Source organism: Spirillospora sp. NPDC052242, from assembly GCF_040679555.1.
Taxonomy (GTDB): domain Bacteria; phylum Actinomycetota; class Actinomycetes; order Streptosporangiales; family Streptosporangiaceae; genus Spirillospora.
On sequence record NZ_JBFAUZ010000036.1, the window covers coordinates 1 to 18,561 of the forward strand.

Here is an 18,561-nt window from a genome sequence, read left to right on the forward strand (position 1 = left end):
GCCGGGCCCCTGGGCTGGGAGGGGCCCGGCGGGGACGGACGAGCGCGCGGCGCTCGGCTACCAGGTGCCGTGCCAGCTCTGGTAGATCGTGGCGTTGCACGGGTAGGTGCGGGTGCCGTACGCGGGGCTGTTGTCCACGCAGCGGCCCGTCTGCTGGTTCTTGATCTGGGTCGTGCCGTCGTTCCAGCGGTGGAGCCACCAGCTCTGGTACCTGCCCGAGGTGGCCCGCCTGCTGTATCCGCGGCCGGGCGTCGCGTACGTCGAGGTCACGGACCTGGAGCCGTGGACGATCGCGCTCGCCTGGCGGCCCGAGGACCGGGACGCGCCGGGGGTCGCCGCGCTCCGGTGGGCCGCCCGCACCGCTCTCGGAGGGCGGGCACCATGGGACGGGTGAACGACGTCGATCATGAGCTGGTGCGGGCGGCCGAGGAGATGGCGGCGGCCCACGAGCGGGACGACAACCACACGGTGGCGGCGGCCGCGCGGGCGCGGGACGGCCGGATCGTCTCGGGGATGAACGTGTACCACTTCACCGGCGGGCCGTGCGCCGAGCTGGTGGTGATCGGCGCGGCGGCCGGGCAGGGCGTGCGGGACCTGCGGACGATCGTCGCCGTGGGCGACGGCGGGCGCGGGGTGCTGCCGCCGTGCGGCCGGTGCCGGCAGGTGCTGCTCGACTACTTCCCGGAGATCGACGTGATCGTCGGCGCGCGCGGCGCGCTGCGGGCGGTGCCGATCCGCGACCTGCTGCCCGAGAGCTACGTCCACGCGGACCAGCAGGACTGACGCCCTCCACCGGCCGTCCGCGCGGGGTCAGTCGGCCGGGACGGGCAGGGGCGCGGGGTCGCCGTCGGCCGGGGCGACCAGGAGGCCGACCGTGGTGGAGCTGCGCGTCCACGCGCCGGTGACGCGGCGGTCGGCGTCGGGGCGCCACAGCGCCGGCGGGTCCCACATGCTGCCGGAACCGTCGGGCCTGAACGCGCCGATCGTGAAGGCGGCGCCGAGCCCGCGGCGGCGCAGCTCCGCGAGGGCCTCCCCGACGGTCCGGCCGGTGAGGCCGAGGCTCGCGGGCCGGTCGCCCGCGGCCGGGGCGGCGTCCGCGTACACCTCGCCGGGGCGGGCCGCGCGGCCGATGCGGATGTCGGCGCCCAGCCTGCGGAACCCCTCGCCGCCGAGCCCGACCCTCAGCGAGCAGACGTCCTGGCCGGGCGAGCACTCCAGCTCGGCGCTGTGGGAGCCCGTCAGGCCACCGGGCGGGAGCCCGCCGTCGGACGCCGGACGCAGGGTCTGCACCTGGACGAAGTCGCGTTCGCGGCGCGGCGACACGGGGACGACGCGCAGCCGGACGTCGAGCCCGAACCGGGCGAACGCCTCGCTGAACTCGCGCTGGTCGGCGTACGCGTCCTTGACCCGCACCTCGTACATCTCGCCCTCGACGTCGATCGCCACCGCCGCGTTGGCGTAGCTGCGCAGCGGCTCGGACTCCCACCCGGCCGGGCCGACGACGAGCGCGGCCGCGAGGGCGGTGACGGCGACGGCACCGGCCGCGAGCCGGGGGACGCGGCGGCGCCGCCGGGGCGCCGGGGGCCGTTCGGCGAGGACGGCGGCGAGCAGCTCGCGGCCCCCTCGCCCGGACGGTTCGCTGGTGACATCGTCGTCGTGCACCGGGGCCAGCCCCGCCACGAGTTCGTCGATCCGGGACGTCATGTCAGCTCACTCCTCGAAGAACGGACCGGGTGGACGGCGGCGCGGCGCCGCGCTTCGGCCGGCGGGTCGTCGACGCCCGCGGCCCGCAGGGCGCGGGCGAACCGGCGGCGGGCGCGGTGCAGGCGGATGCTCGCCGCGTTGCGCGAGCACCCCAGCACCGTGGCGATCTCGGCGTTGGACAGGCCCTCCCAGGCGACGAGCGCGAGCAGCTCGCGGTCGCGGTCCGGCAGCGCACGGAACACGTCGGCGACGGCCGGGCCGTCCGGTTCCGGTGCGGGGCGCGGCGGCGTCCCGGCCGACAGTTCCGCCCGCAGCGCCGCGGTCTTGATCGTGTTGCGCCGCGCGCCGCGCCGCTGGTTGGCGAGGACGCGGTGCGCGACCCCGTACAGCCACAGGCGCGCCTGGTCGCCCGCGGGCATCTCGGCGGCGCGCCGCCAGGCGATCGCGAACGTCTCGGCGACGACGTCGGCGGCGTCCTCGGGGGAGTCGCAGCGGCGCAGCGCGTAGCCGAGCAGGGGTCGGTAGGTGGCGGCGTAGACCGCCGTGAACTCGTCCTCACCCATCGGTGGTCTTCGGCATGTCGGCTCCTCGTTCGGTGATCACCCGTACATGTCCGGACCTCCGCCGATCTTTCACGGAAGCGGACGGGACGGGCGGTCGCCGCGTCGGTCAGCGGACGATGCGCTCGATCAGGGCCGCCCAGCCGTCGCAGAGCATGCGCCCGGCGTCCGGTTCCAGGAGCGGGAGGTTCTCGGTCGCCGACAGGGTCAGCAGCAGCGGGCCTTCGAGCGCGGCGGTGAGCTGGACCGCGACGCCCTCCATGGCGGGCATCCGCACCCCGGCCTGGTCGAGCAGCACGCGGATGTGGAGCTGGGTGGCGTCCGCGGCGACGGCGACCGGACGGTCCCGGTCGTGGGCGGCGCGGGCGATGTCCAGGTGGTCGAGGAGGAAGGCGATGCGGGCGCGGCCGTAGGCGACCAGGCGGTCGACCGGGGCGGCGCCGGGGCCGAGCGGCGGCGGCCCGGCCAGGACGCGTTGCTGGAAGGCCCGTTCGTCCGCGTCCAGCAGCGCCCGGAAGATGCCCGCGCGGGAGCCGAAGCGGCGAAAGACGGTGCCCTTGCCTAGGCCGGCGCGCTCGGCGAGGCCGTCCATGGTCACCTTCGCCACGCCGTGCTCGGCGATGATCTCGCGGGCCGTCGCCAGCAGGAGCTCGCGGTTGCGGGCCGCGTCGGCGCGCTCGCCGCGCGGCCTCCCGAAGGGGACGACGGACGGGGCCACGCGGACAATCTACCGCCGGGAATAGAAGCGGGGTAAAGTCCGCTTAGTTGTTCGGGAGGCCGCGGCGCACCGCCGCGTCCCGCCGCTATCGAGGAGTGCCATGAACCTGTTCCGCCTGGACGCCAGCATCACCCCCGGCGCGTCCGCGTCCGCCGAGCTCGCCGACATCGCCGAGGCCGAGTGGACCGCCGCGCACCCCGGCACCACGGTGACCCGCCGCCACCTGGGCACCGGCGCGCTGCCCGCGGACGCCTGGACGCTCGCCGTCACCGCCGGATTCACGCCCGCGGAGGAGCGCACCCCCGCCCAGCTGGAAGCCCTCGCCCTCGGCGCGACCCTCGCCGAGGAGCTCCGGAACGCCGACGCCGCGATCCTCGCCGTCCCGCTGTACAACTACGGCGTTTCGCAGCACTTCAAGACCTGGGTGGACCTCGTGATCGCGGGCTGCTCGCCCACGGAGCCGCTGCTCCAGAGCACCCCCACCGCGCTGGTCACCACGCTCGGCGGCGGCTACGGCCCCGGCGCCCCGCGCGAAGGCTGGGACCACTCCACCCCGTACCTGGAGCGCGTCCTCGCCGACATCTGGCAGGCCGACCTCACCGTCATCAAGCGCGAGCTCACCCTCGCCGCCACCACCCCCGGCATGGAGGGCCTGCGCGACACCGCCCGCGAGCACCACTCCGCGGCCGTCGCCGCCGCCCGCGGCTTCGGCGCCCGCACGCTCGCCGCCTGACGCCCGGACGCCCCGCGCGCGGGACGAGCGGCGCCGTTCGTCCCGCGCGCGACCAGGTAAACTTCGCGGGCGCCTGGAGGTGACCGGACGCTCCTCAGCGGACGCCGACGCCCTGCGGGCGCCCGCACACCGCAACGCGAGCTGAGGAGCGCCGATGGAACTCGTCCACTCCGGCAAGGTCAGGGACGTCTACGCGGACGGGGACGAACTGATCCTCGTCGCGTCCGACCGGGTCAGCGTGTACGACGTCGTGCTCCCCACGACCGTCCCCGACAAGGGCAAGATCCTCACGCAGCTCTCGCTGTGGTGGTTCGAGCAGCTCGGCGACATCATCCCCAACCACGTCGTGTCGGCGACGGACGTCCCGGACGAGTGGGAGGGCCGGGCGATCCGGTGCCGCCGCCTGTCGATGCTGCCCGTCGAGTGGATCGCCCGCGGCTACCTCACCGGCCTCGGGCTGAAGCAGTACGAGAAGGACGGCGCGGTGTCCGGCATCGCGCTGCCCGACGGCCTCGTCGAGGCGTCGAAGCTCCCCGAGCCGATCTTCACCCCGACGACGAAGGCCGTCGAGGGGCACGACGAGTTCATCACGTTCGACGACGTCGTCGCGGAGATCGGCGCCGACACCGCCGAACGCCTCCGCGACGTCACGCTCGACGTCTACCGGCGCGGCGCCGAACTGGCGCGGGAGCGCGGCATCATCATCGCCGACACCAAGCTCGAGTTCGGCCGCGCCACCGACGGGACGCTCGTCCTCGGCGACGAGGTCCTCACGCCCGACTCGTCCCGCTTCTGGCCCGCCGACGCCTACGCGCCGGGACGCGCGCAGCACTCCCTCGACAAGCAGTTCGTCCGCGACTGGAGCAGCACCCTCGACTGGGACCGCACCCCGCCCGGCCCCGAGATCCCGCAGGACGTCGTCGACGCCACCCGCGCCCGCTACATCGACGTCTACGAACGCCTCACCGGCCGCTCCTGGACGTCCTCCTAGCCGAGGAGCCGCCCCGCCCGGATCCGCTCGACCGCCTCCCGGGTGCCGAGTTCGCGCCGGTCGCCGGGGTGGTGGAGGTAGTGGCGGAGGGCGAGCAGCAGCAGAGCCGGGTCGACGCCGAACCGCCCCGCGTGGACCTCCACCCGGCCTTCCCCGAACGCCGCCCGCAACCGGTCCCGGCGGTCGGTGCCGAAGACGTCCAGGTCGACGGGCACCAGGGCGAAGGCCGGACCGCCCTGCGCCTCGTACACGATGACGTCCAGGACGTCCTCCCAGGCCAGCCGCTCGGAACGCCCGAACAGCGCGGTCCGGACGACGACGAGCCCCGGCGCCAGCACCACGCCCCGGAACCCGGTTCTGGCGGCGGCCGCGACGATGCCCGCGACGACGAGCACGGTTCCGATCGCCAGCAGGACAGGATCCGCGCCGACCGCCGGGTCCGGGGAGAGGAACATCCCGAGCGCGCCCGCCCCGAAGAGCACGACGGCCGTCGCCGTGGCCGGACGGACGTCGCGCCGGACGGGGAAGGCCGCACCGGAGACCCGCTCGTCGCCGTCCTCCAGGACGGCGACGAAGACCGCCGACCGGTCAGTTCCGACCCGCACCACGAACGAAACGAGCAGCACCCCGACGCCGAGAGGCACGAACGCCCACGCCATATGGGCGTCCTCGGGTGCCGTCGGCCACGCCGCGAACAGGCCCGCGAAGACGAGCAGCACGACCCCGACCGCGGCGAAGACCGCGCTGCGCGTCCGTCCGTGCCTGCGGATCCCGGACCACTCCCGCGGCCAGGGCAGACCGGTCGGGCTGAGCCGTTCGCGTTCGCGCATGCCTGCGGCCTCTCGACGGGCCGGGCGCGGGGGCGCACCGGCCGACGGATGTCGATGTGCCGACCAGACTTCCCGGCGCGCCAGTCGGGTGATCGTACGGCGTGACGGCGCCGTCGTGCGCGTTCTGTCCGGTTACGGTCGTCCGTCGCCGCGGCGTTTGCGGGAGGCGGCGGAGCGGGGCGGGCGGGCGCGCATGTGGTCGCGGACGCGGGTCATGATGTCGCCGAGCAGCACCACCACCCCCGCGCCCGACGGGACCGGCGTCCGGACGGCGCGGGTGTTCGCGCGCAGCGACGCCGCGCGGCTCGCCGAGCTGGTCGCGCGGGTCGACGCGGGCGAGCCGACGATCGACGTCGGCGCGCGGCGGCCGCTGGCCGACCTCGCGGCCGTCCACGACGCGGCCGTCGCCGGACGCCTGCCCGGCAAGGTCGTCCTGGTGCCGTGACCGGGACGGCCCCGTTCCGCCGGGAACGGGGCCGCTCCGGGCGCCGGTCAGCGGACGAGCGCGGCGAACCTGCGCAGGTCGGCGGCCAGGGCGTCCGGGCGCTCCATCGCGATGAAGTGGTGGCCGCCCGGGTTGCCCTCCGGCCAGTGGACGATCGTGTTGGTGCGCTCGGCGAGCCGGCGGATGCTGGGCGGGTCGCCGCTGTAGACGCCGGTCGGGACGAGGTCCTGCCCCTCGGGCCACCCCGACTCGGACGTCTCGTAGTACGGCCACGCGGCCGTCCCGAACGACCCCGTGAACCAGTACAGGCCGACGTTCGCGAGGATCAGGTCGCGGTCGATCGCCTTGTCGGCCGGGACGTCCGTGACGTTGAAGTCCTCGAACTTCTGCATCATCCAGGCCAGTGCCGCCGCCGGGGAGTCGTTCCACCCGTACGCGAACGTCTGCGGCGCGGCCCGCTGGATCGCGTGGTGGTCGACGCCGCCGGTCGTCCACTCCTGCATCGCCGCGAAGTGCGCGCGCTCCTCGGGCGTCATGTCCGGGACGTCCCGCTCGGTGGGGAAGCCGAGCCCGCCGATGACGTACACGCCCGCGACGTGCTCCGGCGCGGCCTTCGCGACCTCCGGCGCGATGTAGGCGCCCAGGTCGCCGCCCTCCACCACGTACCGGTCGTGGCCGAGGCGGCGCATCAGCTCCGCCCACATGCGGCCGACGCGCGCCACGCCGAAGCCGGTGTCCCGGGGCGCCGCCGAGAACCCGTAGCCCGGGACGGACGGGACGACGACGTGGAAGTCCCGGAGGTGCCCGATCAGGTCGACGAACTCGACGAACGAGTTCGGCCAGCCGTGCGTCAGCAGCAGCGGGACGGCGTCCGGATCGTCCGACCGGACGTGCAGGAAGTGCACGTCGTGCCCGTCGATCTCGGTCATGAACTGCGGGAACCCGTTGAACCGGGCCTCCTGGGCGCGCCAGTCGAACCCGGTGCGCCAGTACTCGGCCAGCTCCTCCAGGTAGGCGACCGGGACGCCGCGGCTCCAGCCCTCGCCCGGGAGCCGCCGCGGCCACCGGGTGCGCGCGAGCCGCTCGTTCAGGTCGTCCAGGTCGGCCTGCGGGACGTCGATGCGGAACGGGCGAACGGTCATGTGTCCTCCTCGGTGCTGATGGGCCCAAGCTAGAGTGGGTTTAGGTCAACTCCTGTCCTCAACCACACGGATCCTGGAGACCATGACGGACACCCCCGGACGGCTCCTCACCCTGCTGTCGCTGCTCCAGACGCCCCGCGAGTGGCCCGGCGGCGAACTCGCCGGCCGGCTCGGCGTCAGCCCCCGCACGGTCCGCCGCGACGTCGACCGGCTGCGCGGCCTCGGTTACCCCATCGAGGGCACCACCGGCCCGGACGGCGGGTACCGGCTCGTCGCCGGGACCGCGATGCCGCCGCTGCTGCTCGACGACGAGGAGTCCGTGGCGATCGCCGTCAGCCTGCGCACCGCCGCCGGGCACGCCGTCGACGGCATCGGCGACGCGTCCGTCCGGGCCCTCGCCAAGCTGGAGCAGGTGCTCCCCGCGCGGCTGCGGCGGCGGGTCGGCGTGCTGAACGCCGCGACCGTCGCGATGCCGCCCCCGGGCGGCGGGCCCCGCGTCGACCCGGACGTCCTCGCGACCGCCGCGGCCGCCGTCGCCAACCGGGAGGCGCTGCGGTTCGCCTACGTCAAGGCCGACGGCGCCGCGACCCGCCGGAAGGTCGAACCGTACCGGCTGGTCGCCGCGGGCCGCCGCTGGTACCTGCTCGCCCACGACACCGAACGCGACGACTGGCGCATCTTCCGCGCCGACCGGATCCGGGAGCCGCACCCCACCGGGCAGCGGTTCGCGCCCCGCGACGTCCCCGGCGGCGACGCCGTCGCGTTCGTCACCGACCGGATGTACGCGCTCGCGCCCGTCCACACCGCGACGGTCACCCTGCACGCCCCCGCCGAGGAGGTCCGCGCCGGGCTCGGCGCCGACCCCGCCGACGTCACCCCCGTCGACGAGCGGACCTGCCGCCTCGACACCTACGCCGACACCCTGCCGTGGCTCGCGGCCCGGCTGCTCATGCTCGGCTGCGACTTCACCGTGCACGACCCGCCCGAACTCGTCGAGCACCTGCGCGACCTGGCCGCCCGCGCCACCCGCGCCACCGGCTGACGAACCGGGGCCCTAGCGGCCCGCCATATGTTCGGCGATCCGGTCGGTCTCCGCCGCCAGCCGGTCCCGCACCTCCGTGAGCGCCCGGATCCGCTCGTCCAGCGCCCCCAGCCGCTCCGAGTAGACCCGCAGCAGATCGACGCACTCCCCCGACGGCGGCTCGCCCCGCCCCAGGCACCCGACGAACGTCGCGACGTCGTCGGTGTTCAGCCCGAGCCGCAGCAGCCGCGCGATCTCCCGCACCAGCCCGACGCTCTCCGGCCCGTACACCCGGTACCCGTTGCGGTCCCGCTCGGCGTGCACAAGCCCCTGCTCCTCGTAGTACCGCACCGCCCGGGTCGACACCCCCGCGCACCGTGCGACCTCACCGATCCGCATCACGCCTCCCCACGAGCGCCACCGCGAACAGAACCAACGACAGCCCCGCGCATCCCGCCGCCGCGACCGGCACCGCCGCCGCGCCGCCCGCGCCCAGCGCCAGCCCGCCGACGCCCCCGGCGAGCGAGAACCCGAGGTACATGCAGGCATTGTTCACCGCCAGCAGCTCCCCCGCCGCGTCCGGCCCGCCCCGGTCGAGCAGCCACGCCTGCGTCGCGGGCGCGATCCCCCACGTCACGAGCCCGTAGAACACGAACACGACCCCCACGACCACCGCCGGATACGGGCCGCCCATCCCGTCGAGCACGACCATCGACACCGGCGCGGCCGCCACCCCCGCCATGAACACCACGAGCGCCTTCGGCGCGCCCAGCGCGTCCACGGCCCGCCCGCCGAGGAACGCCCCCACGATCCCGGCGACCCCGGCCGCGGTGATCACCGGCGCCACCGCCGCGCCCCGCACGTCCCCGAGCCGCCCGGCGATCTCGGTGATGTACACGTACGACATCATCCCGCCCGCGCCCGCCGGGACCATCGCGACCAGCGCGACCGCCGTCCCCGGCCGCCGCAGCGCCCGCAGCCGTCCCCGGACCGGCGCCGCACCGGGCAGCCCCGGCAGCGTCACCGCCAACACGACCCCCGCGACCGCCGCGAGCGCGGCGACGTACAGCATCGTCGCCCGCCACCCCAGCGCGTCCCCGATCCACGTCCCGACCGGGACGCCCGCGACGAGCGACGTCGTCATCCCGGCGCTCACCACGGCGAGGAACCGCCCCCGCCGCCCCTCCGGCGCGGCGGCCGCCGCGGCCGCGAACGCCGCCGGCGACGCGGTCGCCGCCGCGAGCCCCGCCACGACCCGCGCCACCAGCGCCGACCCGTACCCCGGCGCCGCCGCCGCGCCCAGGTTCGCGACCACGAACACCGCCGCCGCCCCCACCAGCAGCCCCCGCCGCGGCACCCGCGCCGTCACCGCCGCCGCGACCGGCGCACCGAGCGCGAACGTCAACGCGAACACCGTCACGAGCTGCCCGCTCGCCGCCACCGACACGTCCAGGTCGCGCGCAATGTCCGGCAGCACGCCGGCGATGACGAGGTCGTCCGTGCCGAACGAGAAGGCGAGGAGGAACAGGGCGAACAACCACGGCGGGAACGACCGCGGCGACTCCTCGACGACCGCCGCGTCCCGCGTCCTCTGCGCATCCATGCCCGGACGCTAAAACCTTCACGCCCACGTCAAGGTCAACCCGCCCGCCCGGATATCCAGATGACGAACACCCCGCCCGCCGCATCGGGCTGGGGCCTGTTCAGAAAGTCGAGCCTCCCGAAGCGTCAAGTGAACACTAATGTTTACTTGTCGCTCGCGCTCCCCAGGGCGGGCGCGCGAGTGATCGACGATCGGCACCGGCACGCCGGGGCGGGCGGGGAGGAGCGAGCGTGATCGAGGTGTGGGGACGCACGATGGTCGTCCGCTACGCGAACAGCCAACTGAGCGTCGTGTCGCTGCGGGCCAACGACGAGGGCACGCTCCATTTCATGGTCCGCGATCTGTCTCGGCTCAGGCTCGGGATCTCGAAAAACGCCGAGCCGGTCATGCTGCTGTACTTCCGTTCACCGGATTTCGTGGTCGACGGCGCGCGGACGCAGCACCATCCGGTGCCGGTGTTCCTGGACGCCGAGATGCGGGAGCAGGCGGAGGCGCTGATCCAGGCCGTCCAGAGCGAACTACTGGAGATGCGAAGGATCGCTCCGCGGCGGCCGGACCTGAGCCCGCCGAAGCCGCTGGTCGGGGCGGACGGCCCGATCCGGCCCGATGTCGACGCGGCGGCCGCCCGGATGCACTCGCCCGTCCGCGCAGAGCGCATTGCGGTGCTGCGCGAGTACACCAGGCTGGACGAGCACTACCTCGAACTGGCGCTGGCGTGGCATAAGGGTGTTGCCGGGATCCTGGCGATCAGCACCGTGCAGGTGCTGTTCATGGCCCGGGAAGCCGTCCACGCTTTTCCGGTCGCGTTCGTGGACGGCGTCGAGGTCCTTGGTACGCCGGAGAACGGTCCGGTGTTGCGCGTGTCCACCGGAGTCATGGCGGATCTGGAATTTCCCGGTGAGGATGCGGCCGACATCGACCGGTGCGCTCAAGCGCTGCGACTGGTCTGCGAGATCGATGCCGTCGACGGCTCGATCGCATGGTCGCGGCCGTCGTCGGCGGATCTGTTCGCCGAATGGCAGCTCCTGGTGGAACGGCGCACGCTCGGCATGGTCGACGACGCGGATTTCGAACGCCGGGCGACGGGCATCCTGCTGGCGATGCCGAACTGACGTTCAGAACCAGTTCCCCAGGCCGAACTTCGGCGCCCCAGGGTGCAGCGCGTACAGCCGCCAGGGACTCGACTGGTGCACGTGCTGATAGAAGATGATCTTGCGTCGCGCCGCGATCTCTTTTTTCGCCGCCGCGAGATCCTGGTGGGCCGCCCAGAAGATGGCGCCGGTCAGCCATCCGTCGGCGAGCTGCCTCCAATTGCGGTAGTGCCGTTGCGCCTTCGCCAACCCTTCGTACAGGTGGTCCCACGCCTCGTCCTCGCTCAGGTAGCCGGCCGTGTGCGCGGCCCGGACGACGAAGACGACGCGGCACAGATCCCAGGCGGTGACATCGGTCTGCAACGGCTGCGGCAAGCTGTCGACGAGTCCGAGTTTGATGGCTTGCCACCAGGTCTCGTAGTAGCGGTCGTAACCGCCGGACCCCGATTCGCGACGGAACTTCGAGAGGGTCCGCAGGAACTCGCGATGCTCGCTGGAGACGTCCGGCATGCCGAGCTTGGATTCTTGTTTCGCCGCCTCCATCGCCAGCGGATGGACGGCCTCGAAAATCGGCGCGTGCATGCCGCGGAGCAGCGCGCCGATGGTGTCGCGGGCGTCGGCGGCGTTGTCGACTCCCCACGACCTGTGCAACCCTTCGATCGACCGCTCGCGCCGGGTCTCCGGTTCATCGTCGTACTCGGGCAGCAAGGCGACGGTGTCGGCATATGCCGCCCAGGAGTAGGTGTAGTAGAAGCCCACGGCAAGTGCCCTGTACTGGTCGTCGGAGAGCTCCGCATTCGACCATCTGCTGCCGTGGTTCCGAGCCACTTCGACGTCGGGAAACGCCGTGATCTTCGGCAGGTCGTCGGTCACGTTGCTGCTCACTGCGTACGCCAATCGCCGTATCGACAAATCCGAGGTAAGCGACACTCTAGGGCTCCGATCCCCGAATGGGGTCGGTGACGCGTGCGGCGCGGTCGTCGGGAGTGAGGCGGCGTGCGGGCGGCGACCTGGGCCTCGGTCAGTGGCGGCCCGAGGGCGCAGCCGTGCGATTCCTCGCCGAACGAGTGCGAGCGGTGGGTCAGGTGGGGGACGATCGCCGGCTTGGCGGCGATCCGGCGGAGCCGTTCGTCCACGTGTCACTTCTCAAGTTCAGGGCCCTCTGAACTCTTCGACGCCGAAGGGGTTGTCGATCGCGTACCGCCAGTACCCGTCCTTTCCGCGCCGGGCGACGTCGGTCGCGGTGCCGCGGACGGCGACGGGTTCGCCGTCCGGGCCGGTGCCCTCGATGGCCCAGTCGACGATCAGGAGCGCGAGGTCGCCGTTGGCGTGGACGTGCCGGGGACGGACGGTGATCGGCACGCCGAGGCCCTGGAGGTGGGCGTTCGCGGCGTGGGCGGCCTCGCCGGTGAGGGGCGAGCCGAGGACGAGCATGCCGTCGTCCTCGTAGACCTCGGCGAGGGCGGCAGGGTCGCCGGAGTTGAAGCGGTCGGCGAAGACGGCGGGGACGTCCTCGGGGCGTTCGGCGAGCGGTCGCATCCTGGGATCCTTCCGGTGGGGGCTAGTGACCGAGAACCTAGAAGGCGCGCCCGTGGCTCACCAAACGGTTATCCGGCCGGGGTTGCCGGACGATCCGCGCGCGGCGGTCGCGGCGCCGGCGGAGGAGGAGTGCCCGGTAGAGATCGCGCCGGCGGCGCTGCGGGGGCGGTGGACGACGCTGGTGGTGCGGGAGCTCGGCCCGGTCCTGCAGGCCCTCTGGGACTGGGGCGCCCGATAGTTCGTCACACGAACTCCGGGGGGTTCGTCGGTACACTGGCCGCGTGCTCAAAAATGACGACGGCCGAATCGGGATCGCGTCCGCGCTCGTGCGGTCCACGTTCCTGGTGAACGCCGTGTACGGCGAGTCGGCCCGGGAACACGGCATCACCGCGCAGCAGGGGCAGTTGCTGTGCGTGCTGATGAAGCAGCCGTACGGCATGGGCGAGCTGGGGTCGATGCTGAGGCTGGCCAAGTCGAGCCTGACCGGGCTGGTGGACCGCACCGAGCGCAACGGGCTGGTGCGCCGCGAGACGGACGAACGGGACACGCGGGCGGTGCGGGTCGCGCTCACCTCGAAGGGCGACCGGCTGGCGCACGCGTTCTTCACCGAGACGTGCCGGCGGATCGAGGAGCTGACGCGGGGGCTGGACGACACCGAGCGGGACTCCCTCGCCGAGCTGCTCGGCCGCGTCGTCCTCGACAACGAGGTCCCGGCCGTCTTCCTCGAACCGGGCGAGGACACCCACGACCGCTGACCCGAAGGCCCCCGGACGATCGGCTCTTGAAGTTCGTGCCACGAACTAATACAGTTCGTGGCACGAACCAACGCGTGCGTCCTTCCTGCGCGGAATGTAGGGCGTACGCGTGGTGACGGAGCGACGGAGGGAAAGCCCATGTCCATCGAGGATGTCGTTTTCGGGTTCGGCGCCCACACGGGCATCGACGAGGCGCCCGAGTTGCTGCGCATGGTGCGGCGGGCCGATCAGGACGGCCTCGACCTGTTCTCCCTGTCGGACCACCCGTACATCGGCGGACGGCTCGACGCGTACGCGACGATCGGTTTCGTCCTCGGGCAGACCCGGCACATCGCGGGTTTCGCCAACGTGAGCAACCTGCCGACCCGGCCCGCGCCCATGCTGGCGCGGACGGTGACGACGCTATCGGCGCTGTCGGGCGGCCGGGTGGTGCTCGGCATGGGCGCGGGCGGGCTGTGGGACCGGATCGCCGACATGGGGGTGCCGCGGCTGTCGCCCGGCGAGGCGGTGGACGCGTTCGAGGAGGCGATCGTCCTGGTCAAGGCACTGTCGGGCGGCGGCGAACCGGTCACCCACCACGGCCGGCACTACCGGGTGGACGGCATCGAGCCGGCGCCCGTGCCCGCGCCGCCCGTCTGGACCGGGTCGGTCGGGAAGCGGTCCCTGGCCGCGACGGGCCGGGTCGCGGACGGCTGGATCCCGGGGCACGCGGCGGACTGGCTCAGCGAGCGGTACCGGACGTCGCGGCCGGTCATCGACGCGGCGGCGGCCGAAGCCGGGCGGGACCCGCAGGACGTCCGCACGGTCTACAACCTGCCCGGCCGCATCACCGACCGGCCGCTGCCCGCCACCCGCGACCGCGAGGGCCGCTGGGTCGGCGGGTCCGCGGACCAGTGGGTCGAGGAGCTGACCGGGGCGGTACTGGAGCACGGCGCGTCCGGGTTCCTGCTGTTCCCGCCCGGCCACGGCGCGCACGACGACGTCTCGCTCGGCCGGTGGGGCGGGGAGATCGCCCCGGCGGTCCGGGAGGCGGTCGCGAAGGCGGGGAGCTGACGGGCCGTCAGCCCGCCAGGGACCGGACGACCTCGGCCGCGGGGGCGTCCGTCGCGTGCCGCCAGGACGTGCCCGCCCACAGGTTCGGGACGTCCGGGTCGCCCGCGGCGACGGCGGCCTTCCGCAGCGGCGCGGTGACGTGGTGGACGTCCGGGTACGCGGCGGGCGCGCGGCCGTCGTGCTCGGCGAGGAAGCGGTTGACGAGGCCGCGCGCGGGACGCCCGCTGAACGCGCGGGTGACGGCGGTCGCGGTGAAGCGGGGATCGGCGAGCGCGGCCTTGTGCACGGCGTTCGCGCCGCTCTCGGGGCACCGGACGAACGCGGTGCCGAGCTGCACGGCGTCCGCCCCGAGCCCGCGGAGTTCGGCGACGTCCGCCCGCGTGGCGAGGCCCCCGGCGGCGATCAGCGGACGGCCGGTGCGGGCCCGCACGGCGGCGAGCAGCTCGCGGACCGGCGGGCCGTCGTCGAGGGTGTTCGCGAAGGACGCCCGATGCCCGCCGGCCTCGGAACCCTGCAGGCAGAGGGCGTCCGCACCCGACCCGTGCAACGCCTGCAGGGCCTCGTCCACCGTGGTGACGGTGACGACGACGGTGACGCCGCGTCCCTGCAAGGCCCGGGCGACATCGGCCGAAGGCGTGCCGAAGGTGAAGCTCACGAACGCGGGCGGGTCGTCGAGCAGTGCGGCGATCTTCGCGTCGTGGTCGTCGTCGCGTGCGGACGGCGCCGGGCTCCCGGGAACGACCCCGAGCCGTTCGGCCTCGGGGACGAGCCGCGCCCGGTACGCCTCGACCGCCGCGGCGTCGACGTCGTCGTGCGACGGCATGAACAGGTTCGTCCCGAAGGGGCGGGACGTCAGCTCGCGGGTGCGGGCGATGTCGGCGCGCATGGCCGCCGCGGTCCGGTAGCCGGCGGCGAGGAAGCCGAGGCCGCCCGCGCCGGAGACGGCGGCGGCGAGTTCGGGCGTGGACGGCCCGCCCGCCATGGGCGCCTGGACGATCGGCAGTTCGGGCCAGGTCATGATGGTGAACCTACCCGGGGAACAAGGGCCGGGCCCGCCGGGTTCACGTTCCATGAATCGATGATCGAAAGGCCGGGCATGCGCGTTCTGCTGCACTACGACATGGACCGTTCGGAGCCGGGGCTGGACGTGGTGAGCTGCCCGGAGGAGGACGAGGCCCGGTTCGCGGAGCTGCTGCCGGACGCCGAGGTGATCTGGCACGTGCTGCGGCCGCTGACCGGCGCGGACATGGACCGGGCGCCGAAGCTGCGGCTGATCCAGAAGCTCGGCACCGGGGTGAACACGATCGATCTGGACGCGGCGGCGGAGCGCGGCATCGCGGTCGCGAACATGCCGGGGCGGAACGCGCAGGCGGTGGCGGAGACGAGCCTGCTGCTGATGCTGTCGGTGCTGCGCCGCGTCGTGACGTTCGACGCGCGCACCCGGGCGGGCGCGGGCTGGCCCGCCGACCGGGCGCTGGTCGGCGGTGAGCTGAAGGGCCGGACGGTCGGGCTGCTCGGCGGCGGCGAGATCGCGGGGCTGCTGCGGGGGATGCTGGAGGCGATCGGCGCGCGCGTCCTGTACACGTCGCGGCGGCCGCGCCCGGACGATCCCGCGTGGCGCGACCTCGACGGGCTGCTGCGGGCGAGCGACGTCCTGTCGGTGCACGTCCCGCTGACGGACGAGACGCACCACCTGCTGGACGAGCGGCGGCTCGCGCTCCTCCCGGACGGCGCGGTGGTCGTGAACACGGCGCGCGGCGCGGTGGTCGACGAGGCGGCGCTCGTCCGGGAGCTGGCGTCGGGACGGCTCGGCGGCGCGGGCCTCGACGTGTTCGAGTCCGAGCCGGTCGACCCCGCGAATCCGCTGCTGAAGCTGGACACCACGGTCGTGCTGCCGCACGTCGCGTGGCTGACGCGCGAGACGTGGGACCGGTACTTCGAGGTCGCGGTGGAGAACTGCCGCCGCCTCGACCGCGGCGATCCCCTCCTCCACCGCGTCCGCTAACCCTCCCGCCCGGGCCGCCGCGCGTACCAGGTGATGGCGGCTCCGTTGGGGAACGACCGGTGGCCGGTCGGGGTGAACACGGTGGGGTCGAAGGCGCCTTCGACGAGGGCGGTGCCCGCGCCCGCGATCACCGGGTAGCTCTTGATGATCAGTTCGTCGATCTGGGGCAGCAGCGTGCCGGCGAGTCCTCCGCCGCCGCAGAGCCAGACGTCCGGCCCGTCCTGGCGTTTGAGGTCCCGGACGAGCGCGGCGGCGTCGCGCACCAGCTCGACGGAGGGGTCGTCGATGCGGTCCAGGGAGGTGGAGGCGACGTACTGCCGCAGGTGCGCGTAGGGGCTGCCGATCCCCTGGGCGAGCACGGTCCGGTAGGTGTCCAGCCCCATCAGGACGGTGTCGAACCGCTTGTTGGGGGCGTCCGCGAGGCCGGCGTGCGTCCGGTACTGCGTGGGGACGGTCTCCGGGTAACGCTCGTTGACCCAGGTCATGTACGCGGCGGCGGCCTCGCCCTCGCCGACGGGGTAGAAGTCCGCTCGCCCGCCGGGGCCCGCGATGCGGCCGTCGATGGACACGCCGATGTAGTAGACGAGCCAGCGCATGAATAACTCCGTCCGTAGTACTATGGATGCAGTGGTCTGGAGATTAGAACTACACATGGAGTGGTGTCAACGTGCGCAGGAACGAGGAGCGGCGGGCGGCGCTCATCGACGCCGCGATCGAGGTGCTGGCCGAGCAGGGCGCGCGGGGGCTGACGTTCCGGGCGGTGGACGGCGCGGCCGGGGTCCCGACGGGGACGGCGTCCAACTACTTCGCCAACCGCGACGACCTGTTCACCCAGGTCGGCGCGCGCGTCTACGAGCGCCTCCAGCCGGACGAGGAGACCGTCGCCCGCCACCTGGAAGGCGTGCAGGACCGGGAGAAGCTCGCGGCGGTGATGCGCGAGACCGTCCGCCGGGTCGCGGGCTTCCGGACGGGCTACCTGGCGCTGCTGGAGCTGCGGCTCGAGGCGACGCGGCGGCCCGAACTGCGCAAGGTGCTCACGCGGAGCGTCCGCGCCGACGTCGACGCCAACGTCGGCGCCCACCGGGCGTCCGGGCTGCCCGGTGACGCGACGTCGGTGCGGCTGCTGCACATGGCGCTGAACTGGCTGATCGTCGAACGCCTCACGCTGCCGGAGGTGTACTCCGAGCAGGAGGCCGACGACCTCGTCGCCCGCGCCGTGGAACGGCTCGTCTAGGCCGCCGGCCGTCCGCCGGACGGTCGGTCAGCCGCCCGGGATGAGGACGGGCTTGACGACCTTGCCCGCGTGGGCGTCCGCCTCGGCCTCGTTGATCGCGGCGAGCGGGTACGTGGCGATCAGCCGGTCGAACGGGAAGCGGCCCTGCCGCCACAGCTCGATCATCTTCGGGATGAACGTGTGGGGGACGGCGTCGCCCTCGATGATGCCCTTGACCGTGCGTCCCATGAGCAGGAGGTTCGCGTCGAGGCGGTACTCGGTCGCGCCGACGCCGACGAGGCCGCAGACGCCGTTCGCCCGCAGCGACGCGACGGCGGCGGAGACGACGTCCGGGACCGCGGTGGTGTCGAGCGCGTACCGGACGCCGCCGGTGAGCCCGCGGATCTGGCCGGGCAGGTCGACGTCGGCGCCGTTCAGCGTGTGCGTCGCGCCCAGTTCCCGCGCCAGCTCCAGCCGCGACTCGTGCAGGTCGACGGCGATGATCGTCGCGGCGCCCGCGAGCCGGGCGGCCATCACGGCGGCGAGCCCGACCGCGCCCGCGCCGAACACCGCGAACGTGTCGCCCGCGCCGACGCCGAGCGCGATCAGGACGGACGCCGCGCCCGTCTGGACGCCGCAGCCGAGCGGGCCGAGCTTCGCGAGGGCGTCCGGCGGGAGGTCGCGGCCGACGGGCACGACGTTGCGGGCGGTGCCGAGCGCGTGCGTCGCGAACGACGACTGGCCGAACCACCGGTTGTGGACGGCCGCACCGGACGCGTCGGTGAGCCGGGCGACGCCGTCGAGCGGGGCGGCGAGCATGTTGTGCGCGACCATCTGCGGGCAGAAGCCGGGGTGGCCGTCGCGGCAGTCGGCGCAGGTCCCGCAGGAGTCGAACGACATGACCACGTGGTCGCCCTCGGTGACGCCGGCGACGCCCGGGCCGACGGCCTCGACGACGCCGGCGCCCTCGTGGCCGAGCACGACCGGCTTCGCGACGAGGTCGCCCGGGATCCGGCCCATCTGGTCGGTGTGGCACATGCCGGTGCCGGCGATCCGGACGAGGATCTCGCCGGGGCCGGGGTCGGCGAGGTCCAGGCGCTCGATCGCGAAGGGGGCGTCGGCGGCCCGCAGGACGGCGGCGTCGATCTGCATGTGTGC

General features: G+C 73.9%; 24 protein-coding genes. 12 read left to right on the top strand and 12 right to left on the bottom strand.

Going from position 1 to position 18,561, the window contains the following annotated elements:
- Positions 1-130 precede the first annotated feature (130 nt).
- Positions 131-394 carry a hypothetical protein gene (locus AB0L25_RS26910; protein WP_500175475.1) on the top strand — a complete coding sequence of 88 codons (264 nt, stop codon included), beginning with the start codon at positions 131-133 and terminating at the stop codon, positions 392-394.
- Positions 391-783, top strand: coding sequence for a cytidine deaminase family protein (locus AB0L25_RS26915; RefSeq protein WP_500175476.1), 393 nt, complete (start codon positions 391-393; stop codon positions 781-783). Before AB0L25_RS26910 ends, AB0L25_RS26915 begins: the two co-directional genes overlap by 4 nt.
- A gap of 27 nt (positions 784-810) precedes the next feature.
- On the opposite strand, the gene AB0L25_RS26920 is transcribed toward AB0L25_RS26915, so the two are convergent.
- From AB0L25_RS26920 to AB0L25_RS26930, 3 genes are all read right to left on the bottom strand, one after another.
- On the bottom strand, positions 811-1,704 hold the full coding sequence (locus tag AB0L25_RS26920) for a hypothetical protein (protein WP_500175477.1): 894 nt from the start codon (positions 1,702-1,704) through the stop codon (positions 811-813).
- A complete protein-coding gene (locus tag AB0L25_RS26925; RefSeq protein ID WP_500175478.1) occupies positions 1,701-2,267 on the bottom strand; it encodes an RNA polymerase sigma factor in 567 nt (188 codons plus the stop codon). Before AB0L25_RS26925 ends, AB0L25_RS26920 begins: the two co-directional genes overlap by 4 nt.
- A 106-nt stretch (positions 2,268-2,373) precedes the next feature.
- Positions 2,374-2,982 carry a TetR/AcrR family transcriptional regulator gene (locus AB0L25_RS26930; RefSeq protein WP_500175479.1) on the bottom strand — a complete coding sequence of 203 codons (609 nt, stop codon included), beginning with the start codon at positions 2,980-2,982 and terminating at the stop codon, positions 2,374-2,376.
- Positions 2,983-3,082: 100 nt separating this feature from the next.
- On the opposite strand from AB0L25_RS26930, the gene AB0L25_RS26935 reads away from it, so the two are divergent.
- Positions 3,083-3,715, top strand: a complete 633-nt coding sequence (locus AB0L25_RS26935) for an FMN-dependent NADH-azoreductase (RefSeq protein ID WP_500175480.1) — start codon at positions 3,083-3,085, stop codon at positions 3,713-3,715.
- Between the two features lie 154 nt (positions 3,716-3,869).
- Positions 3,870-4,706 carry a phosphoribosylaminoimidazolesuccinocarboxamide synthase gene (locus tag AB0L25_RS26940; protein WP_500175481.1) on the top strand — a complete coding sequence of 279 codons (837 nt, stop codon included), beginning with the start codon at positions 3,870-3,872 and terminating at the stop codon, positions 4,704-4,706.
- Here the strand turns inward: AB0L25_RS26940 and AB0L25_RS26945 are convergent.
- On the bottom strand, positions 4,703-5,536 hold the full coding sequence (locus AB0L25_RS26945; protein ID WP_500175482.1) for a hypothetical protein: 834 nt from the start codon (positions 5,534-5,536) through the stop codon (positions 4,703-4,705). The genes AB0L25_RS26940 and AB0L25_RS26945 overlap by 4 nt on opposite strands.
- 193 nt (positions 5,537-5,729) lie before the next feature.
- On the opposite strand from AB0L25_RS26945, the gene AB0L25_RS26950 reads away from it, so the two are divergent.
- Complete coding sequence (locus AB0L25_RS26950; protein WP_500175483.1) at positions 5,730-5,981, top strand: hypothetical protein; 252 nt, start codon at positions 5,730-5,732, stop codon at positions 5,979-5,981.
- Between the two features lie 47 nt (positions 5,982-6,028).
- Here AB0L25_RS26950 and AB0L25_RS26955 read toward each other — a convergent pair whose 3' ends face one another.
- A complete protein-coding gene (locus AB0L25_RS26955; protein ID WP_500175484.1) occupies positions 6,029-7,123 on the bottom strand; it encodes an epoxide hydrolase family protein in 1,095 nt (364 codons plus the stop codon).
- 82 nt (positions 7,124-7,205) lie between these two features.
- On the opposite strand from AB0L25_RS26955, the gene AB0L25_RS26960 reads away from it, so the two are divergent.
- Positions 7,206-8,165, top strand: coding sequence for a helix-turn-helix transcriptional regulator (locus tag AB0L25_RS26960; RefSeq protein ID WP_500175485.1), 960 nt, complete (start codon positions 7,206-7,208; stop codon positions 8,163-8,165).
- A gap of 12 nt (positions 8,166-8,177) precedes the next feature.
- Here AB0L25_RS26960 and AB0L25_RS26965 read toward each other — a convergent pair whose 3' ends face one another.
- The gene (locus AB0L25_RS26965) at positions 8,178-8,543 is read right to left on the bottom strand and encodes a MerR family transcriptional regulator (RefSeq protein WP_500175486.1); all 366 of its coding nucleotides are present in this window, start codon (positions 8,541-8,543) and stop codon (positions 8,178-8,180) included.
- On the bottom strand, positions 8,530-9,747 hold the full coding sequence (locus tag AB0L25_RS26970; RefSeq protein WP_500175487.1) for an MFS transporter: 1,218 nt from the start codon (positions 9,745-9,747) through the stop codon (positions 8,530-8,532). The genes AB0L25_RS26965 and AB0L25_RS26970 overlap by 14 nt, the downstream gene beginning before the upstream one ends.
- Before the next feature lie 230 nt (positions 9,748-9,977).
- Between AB0L25_RS26970 and AB0L25_RS26975 the strand changes: the two genes are divergently transcribed.
- Positions 9,978-10,859 (top strand): hypothetical protein, encoded by an 882-nt coding sequence (locus tag AB0L25_RS26975; RefSeq protein ID WP_500175488.1) that lies wholly within the window; start codon positions 9,978-9,980, stop codon positions 10,857-10,859.
- A 3-nt stretch (positions 10,860-10,862) separates the two neighbouring features.
- Here the strand turns inward: AB0L25_RS26975 and AB0L25_RS26980 are convergent, their stop codons facing one another.
- Both AB0L25_RS26980 and AB0L25_RS26985 read right to left on the bottom strand, forming a co-directional pair.
- A complete protein-coding gene (locus tag AB0L25_RS26980) occupies positions 10,863-11,711 on the bottom strand; it encodes a DUF1266 domain-containing protein (protein WP_500175489.1) in 849 nt (282 codons plus the stop codon).
- A 279-nt stretch (positions 11,712-11,990) separates the two neighbouring features.
- Complete coding sequence (locus tag AB0L25_RS26985) at positions 11,991-12,377, bottom strand: YybH family protein (protein WP_500175490.1); 387 nt, start codon at positions 12,375-12,377, stop codon at positions 11,991-11,993.
- Positions 12,378-12,429: 52 nt separating this feature from the next.
- Between AB0L25_RS26985 and AB0L25_RS26990 the strand changes: the two genes are divergently transcribed.
- From AB0L25_RS26990 to AB0L25_RS27000, 3 genes are all read left to right on the top strand, one after another.
- Positions 12,430-12,615, top strand: a complete 186-nt coding sequence (locus AB0L25_RS26990) for a hypothetical protein (protein WP_500175491.1) — start codon at positions 12,430-12,432, stop codon at positions 12,613-12,615.
- Between the two features lie 43 nt (positions 12,616-12,658).
- On the top strand, positions 12,659-13,132 hold the full coding sequence (locus AB0L25_RS26995) for a MarR family winged helix-turn-helix transcriptional regulator (RefSeq protein ID WP_500175492.1): 474 nt from the start codon (positions 12,659-12,661) through the stop codon (positions 13,130-13,132).
- A 138-nt stretch (positions 13,133-13,270) separates the two neighbouring features.
- Positions 13,271-14,185 (top strand): LLM class flavin-dependent oxidoreductase, encoded by a 915-nt coding sequence (locus tag AB0L25_RS27000; protein WP_500175493.1) that lies wholly within the window; start codon positions 13,271-13,273, stop codon positions 14,183-14,185.
- A 7-nt stretch (positions 14,186-14,192) separates the two neighbouring features.
- Here AB0L25_RS27000 and AB0L25_RS27005 read toward each other — a convergent pair whose 3' ends face one another.
- A complete protein-coding gene (locus tag AB0L25_RS27005) occupies positions 14,193-15,203 on the bottom strand; it encodes an NAD(P)H-dependent flavin oxidoreductase (protein WP_500175494.1) in 1,011 nt (336 codons plus the stop codon).
- Positions 15,204-15,263: 60 nt separating this feature from the next.
- Between AB0L25_RS27005 and AB0L25_RS27010 the strand changes: the two genes are divergently transcribed.
- On the top strand, positions 15,264-16,190 hold the full coding sequence (locus tag AB0L25_RS27010) for a 2-hydroxyacid dehydrogenase (protein ID WP_500175495.1): 927 nt from the start codon (positions 15,264-15,266) through the stop codon (positions 16,188-16,190).
- Here AB0L25_RS27010 and AB0L25_RS27015 read toward each other — a convergent pair.
- The gene (locus tag AB0L25_RS27015; RefSeq protein ID WP_500175496.1) at positions 16,187-16,786 is read right to left on the bottom strand and encodes a dihydrofolate reductase family protein; all 600 of its coding nucleotides are present in this window, start codon (positions 16,784-16,786) and stop codon (positions 16,187-16,189) included. The genes AB0L25_RS27010 and AB0L25_RS27015 overlap by 4 nt on opposite strands.
- 71 nt (positions 16,787-16,857) lie before the next feature.
- On the opposite strand from AB0L25_RS27015, the gene AB0L25_RS27020 reads away from it, so the two are divergent.
- Complete coding sequence (locus tag AB0L25_RS27020; RefSeq protein WP_500175497.1) at positions 16,858-17,424, top strand: TetR/AcrR family transcriptional regulator; 567 nt, start codon at positions 16,858-16,860, stop codon at positions 17,422-17,424.
- A gap of 27 nt (positions 17,425-17,451) precedes the next feature.
- On the opposite strand, the gene AB0L25_RS27025 is transcribed toward AB0L25_RS27020, so the two are convergent.
- A complete protein-coding gene (locus tag AB0L25_RS27025; RefSeq protein ID WP_500175498.1) occupies positions 17,452-18,555 on the bottom strand; it encodes an NAD(P)-dependent alcohol dehydrogenase in 1,104 nt (367 codons plus the stop codon).
- Positions 18,556-18,561: the final 6 nt, after the last annotated feature.

Coding starts and splice junctions, on each gene's coding strand:
- AB0L25_RS26970 (WP_500175487.1), bottom strand. CDS start 9,747: ATGGATGCGCAGAGGACGCGGGACGCGGCGGTCGTCGAGGAGTCGCCG.
- AB0L25_RS27015 (WP_500175496.1), bottom strand. CDS start 16,786: ATGCGCTGGCTCGTCTACTACATCGGCGTGTCCATCGACGGCCGCATC.
- AB0L25_RS27005 (WP_500175494.1), bottom strand. CDS start 15,203: ATGACCTGGCCCGAACTGCCGATCGTCCAGGCGCCCATGGCGGGCGGG.
- AB0L25_RS26920 (WP_500175477.1), bottom strand. CDS start 1,704: ATGACGTCCCGGATCGACGAACTCGTGGCGGGGCTGGCCCCGGTGCAC.
- AB0L25_RS26950 (WP_500175483.1), top strand. CDS start 5,730: ATGTGGTCGCGGACGCGGGTCATGATGTCGCCGAGCAGCACCACCACC.
- AB0L25_RS27025 (WP_500175498.1), bottom strand. CDS start 18,555: ATGCAGATCGACGCCGCCGTCCTGCGGGCCGCCGACGCCCCCTTCGCG.
- AB0L25_RS27000 (WP_500175493.1), top strand. CDS start 13,271: ATGTCCATCGAGGATGTCGTTTTCGGGTTCGGCGCCCACACGGGCATC.
- AB0L25_RS26965 (WP_500175486.1), bottom strand. CDS start 8,543: ATGCGGATCGGTGAGGTCGCACGGTGCGCGGGGGTGTCGACCCGGGCG.
- AB0L25_RS26940 (WP_500175481.1), top strand. CDS start 3,870: ATGGAACTCGTCCACTCCGGCAAGGTCAGGGACGTCTACGCGGACGGG.
- AB0L25_RS27010 (WP_500175495.1), top strand. CDS start 15,264: ATGATCGAAAGGCCGGGCATGCGCGTTCTGCTGCACTACGACATGGAC.
- AB0L25_RS26960 (WP_500175485.1), top strand. CDS start 7,206: ATGACGGACACCCCCGGACGGCTCCTCACCCTGCTGTCGCTGCTCCAG.
- AB0L25_RS26935 (WP_500175480.1), top strand. CDS start 3,083: ATGAACCTGTTCCGCCTGGACGCCAGCATCACCCCCGGCGCGTCCGCG.
- AB0L25_RS26945 (WP_500175482.1), bottom strand. CDS start 5,536: ATGCGCGAACGCGAACGGCTCAGCCCGACCGGTCTGCCCTGGCCGCGG.
- AB0L25_RS26985 (WP_500175490.1), bottom strand. CDS start 12,377: ATGCGACCGCTCGCCGAACGCCCCGAGGACGTCCCCGCCGTCTTCGCC.
- AB0L25_RS26925 (WP_500175478.1), bottom strand. CDS start 2,267: ATGGGTGAGGACGAGTTCACGGCGGTCTACGCCGCCACCTACCGACCC.
- AB0L25_RS26955 (WP_500175484.1), bottom strand. CDS start 7,123: ATGACCGTTCGCCCGTTCCGCATCGACGTCCCGCAGGCCGACCTGGAC.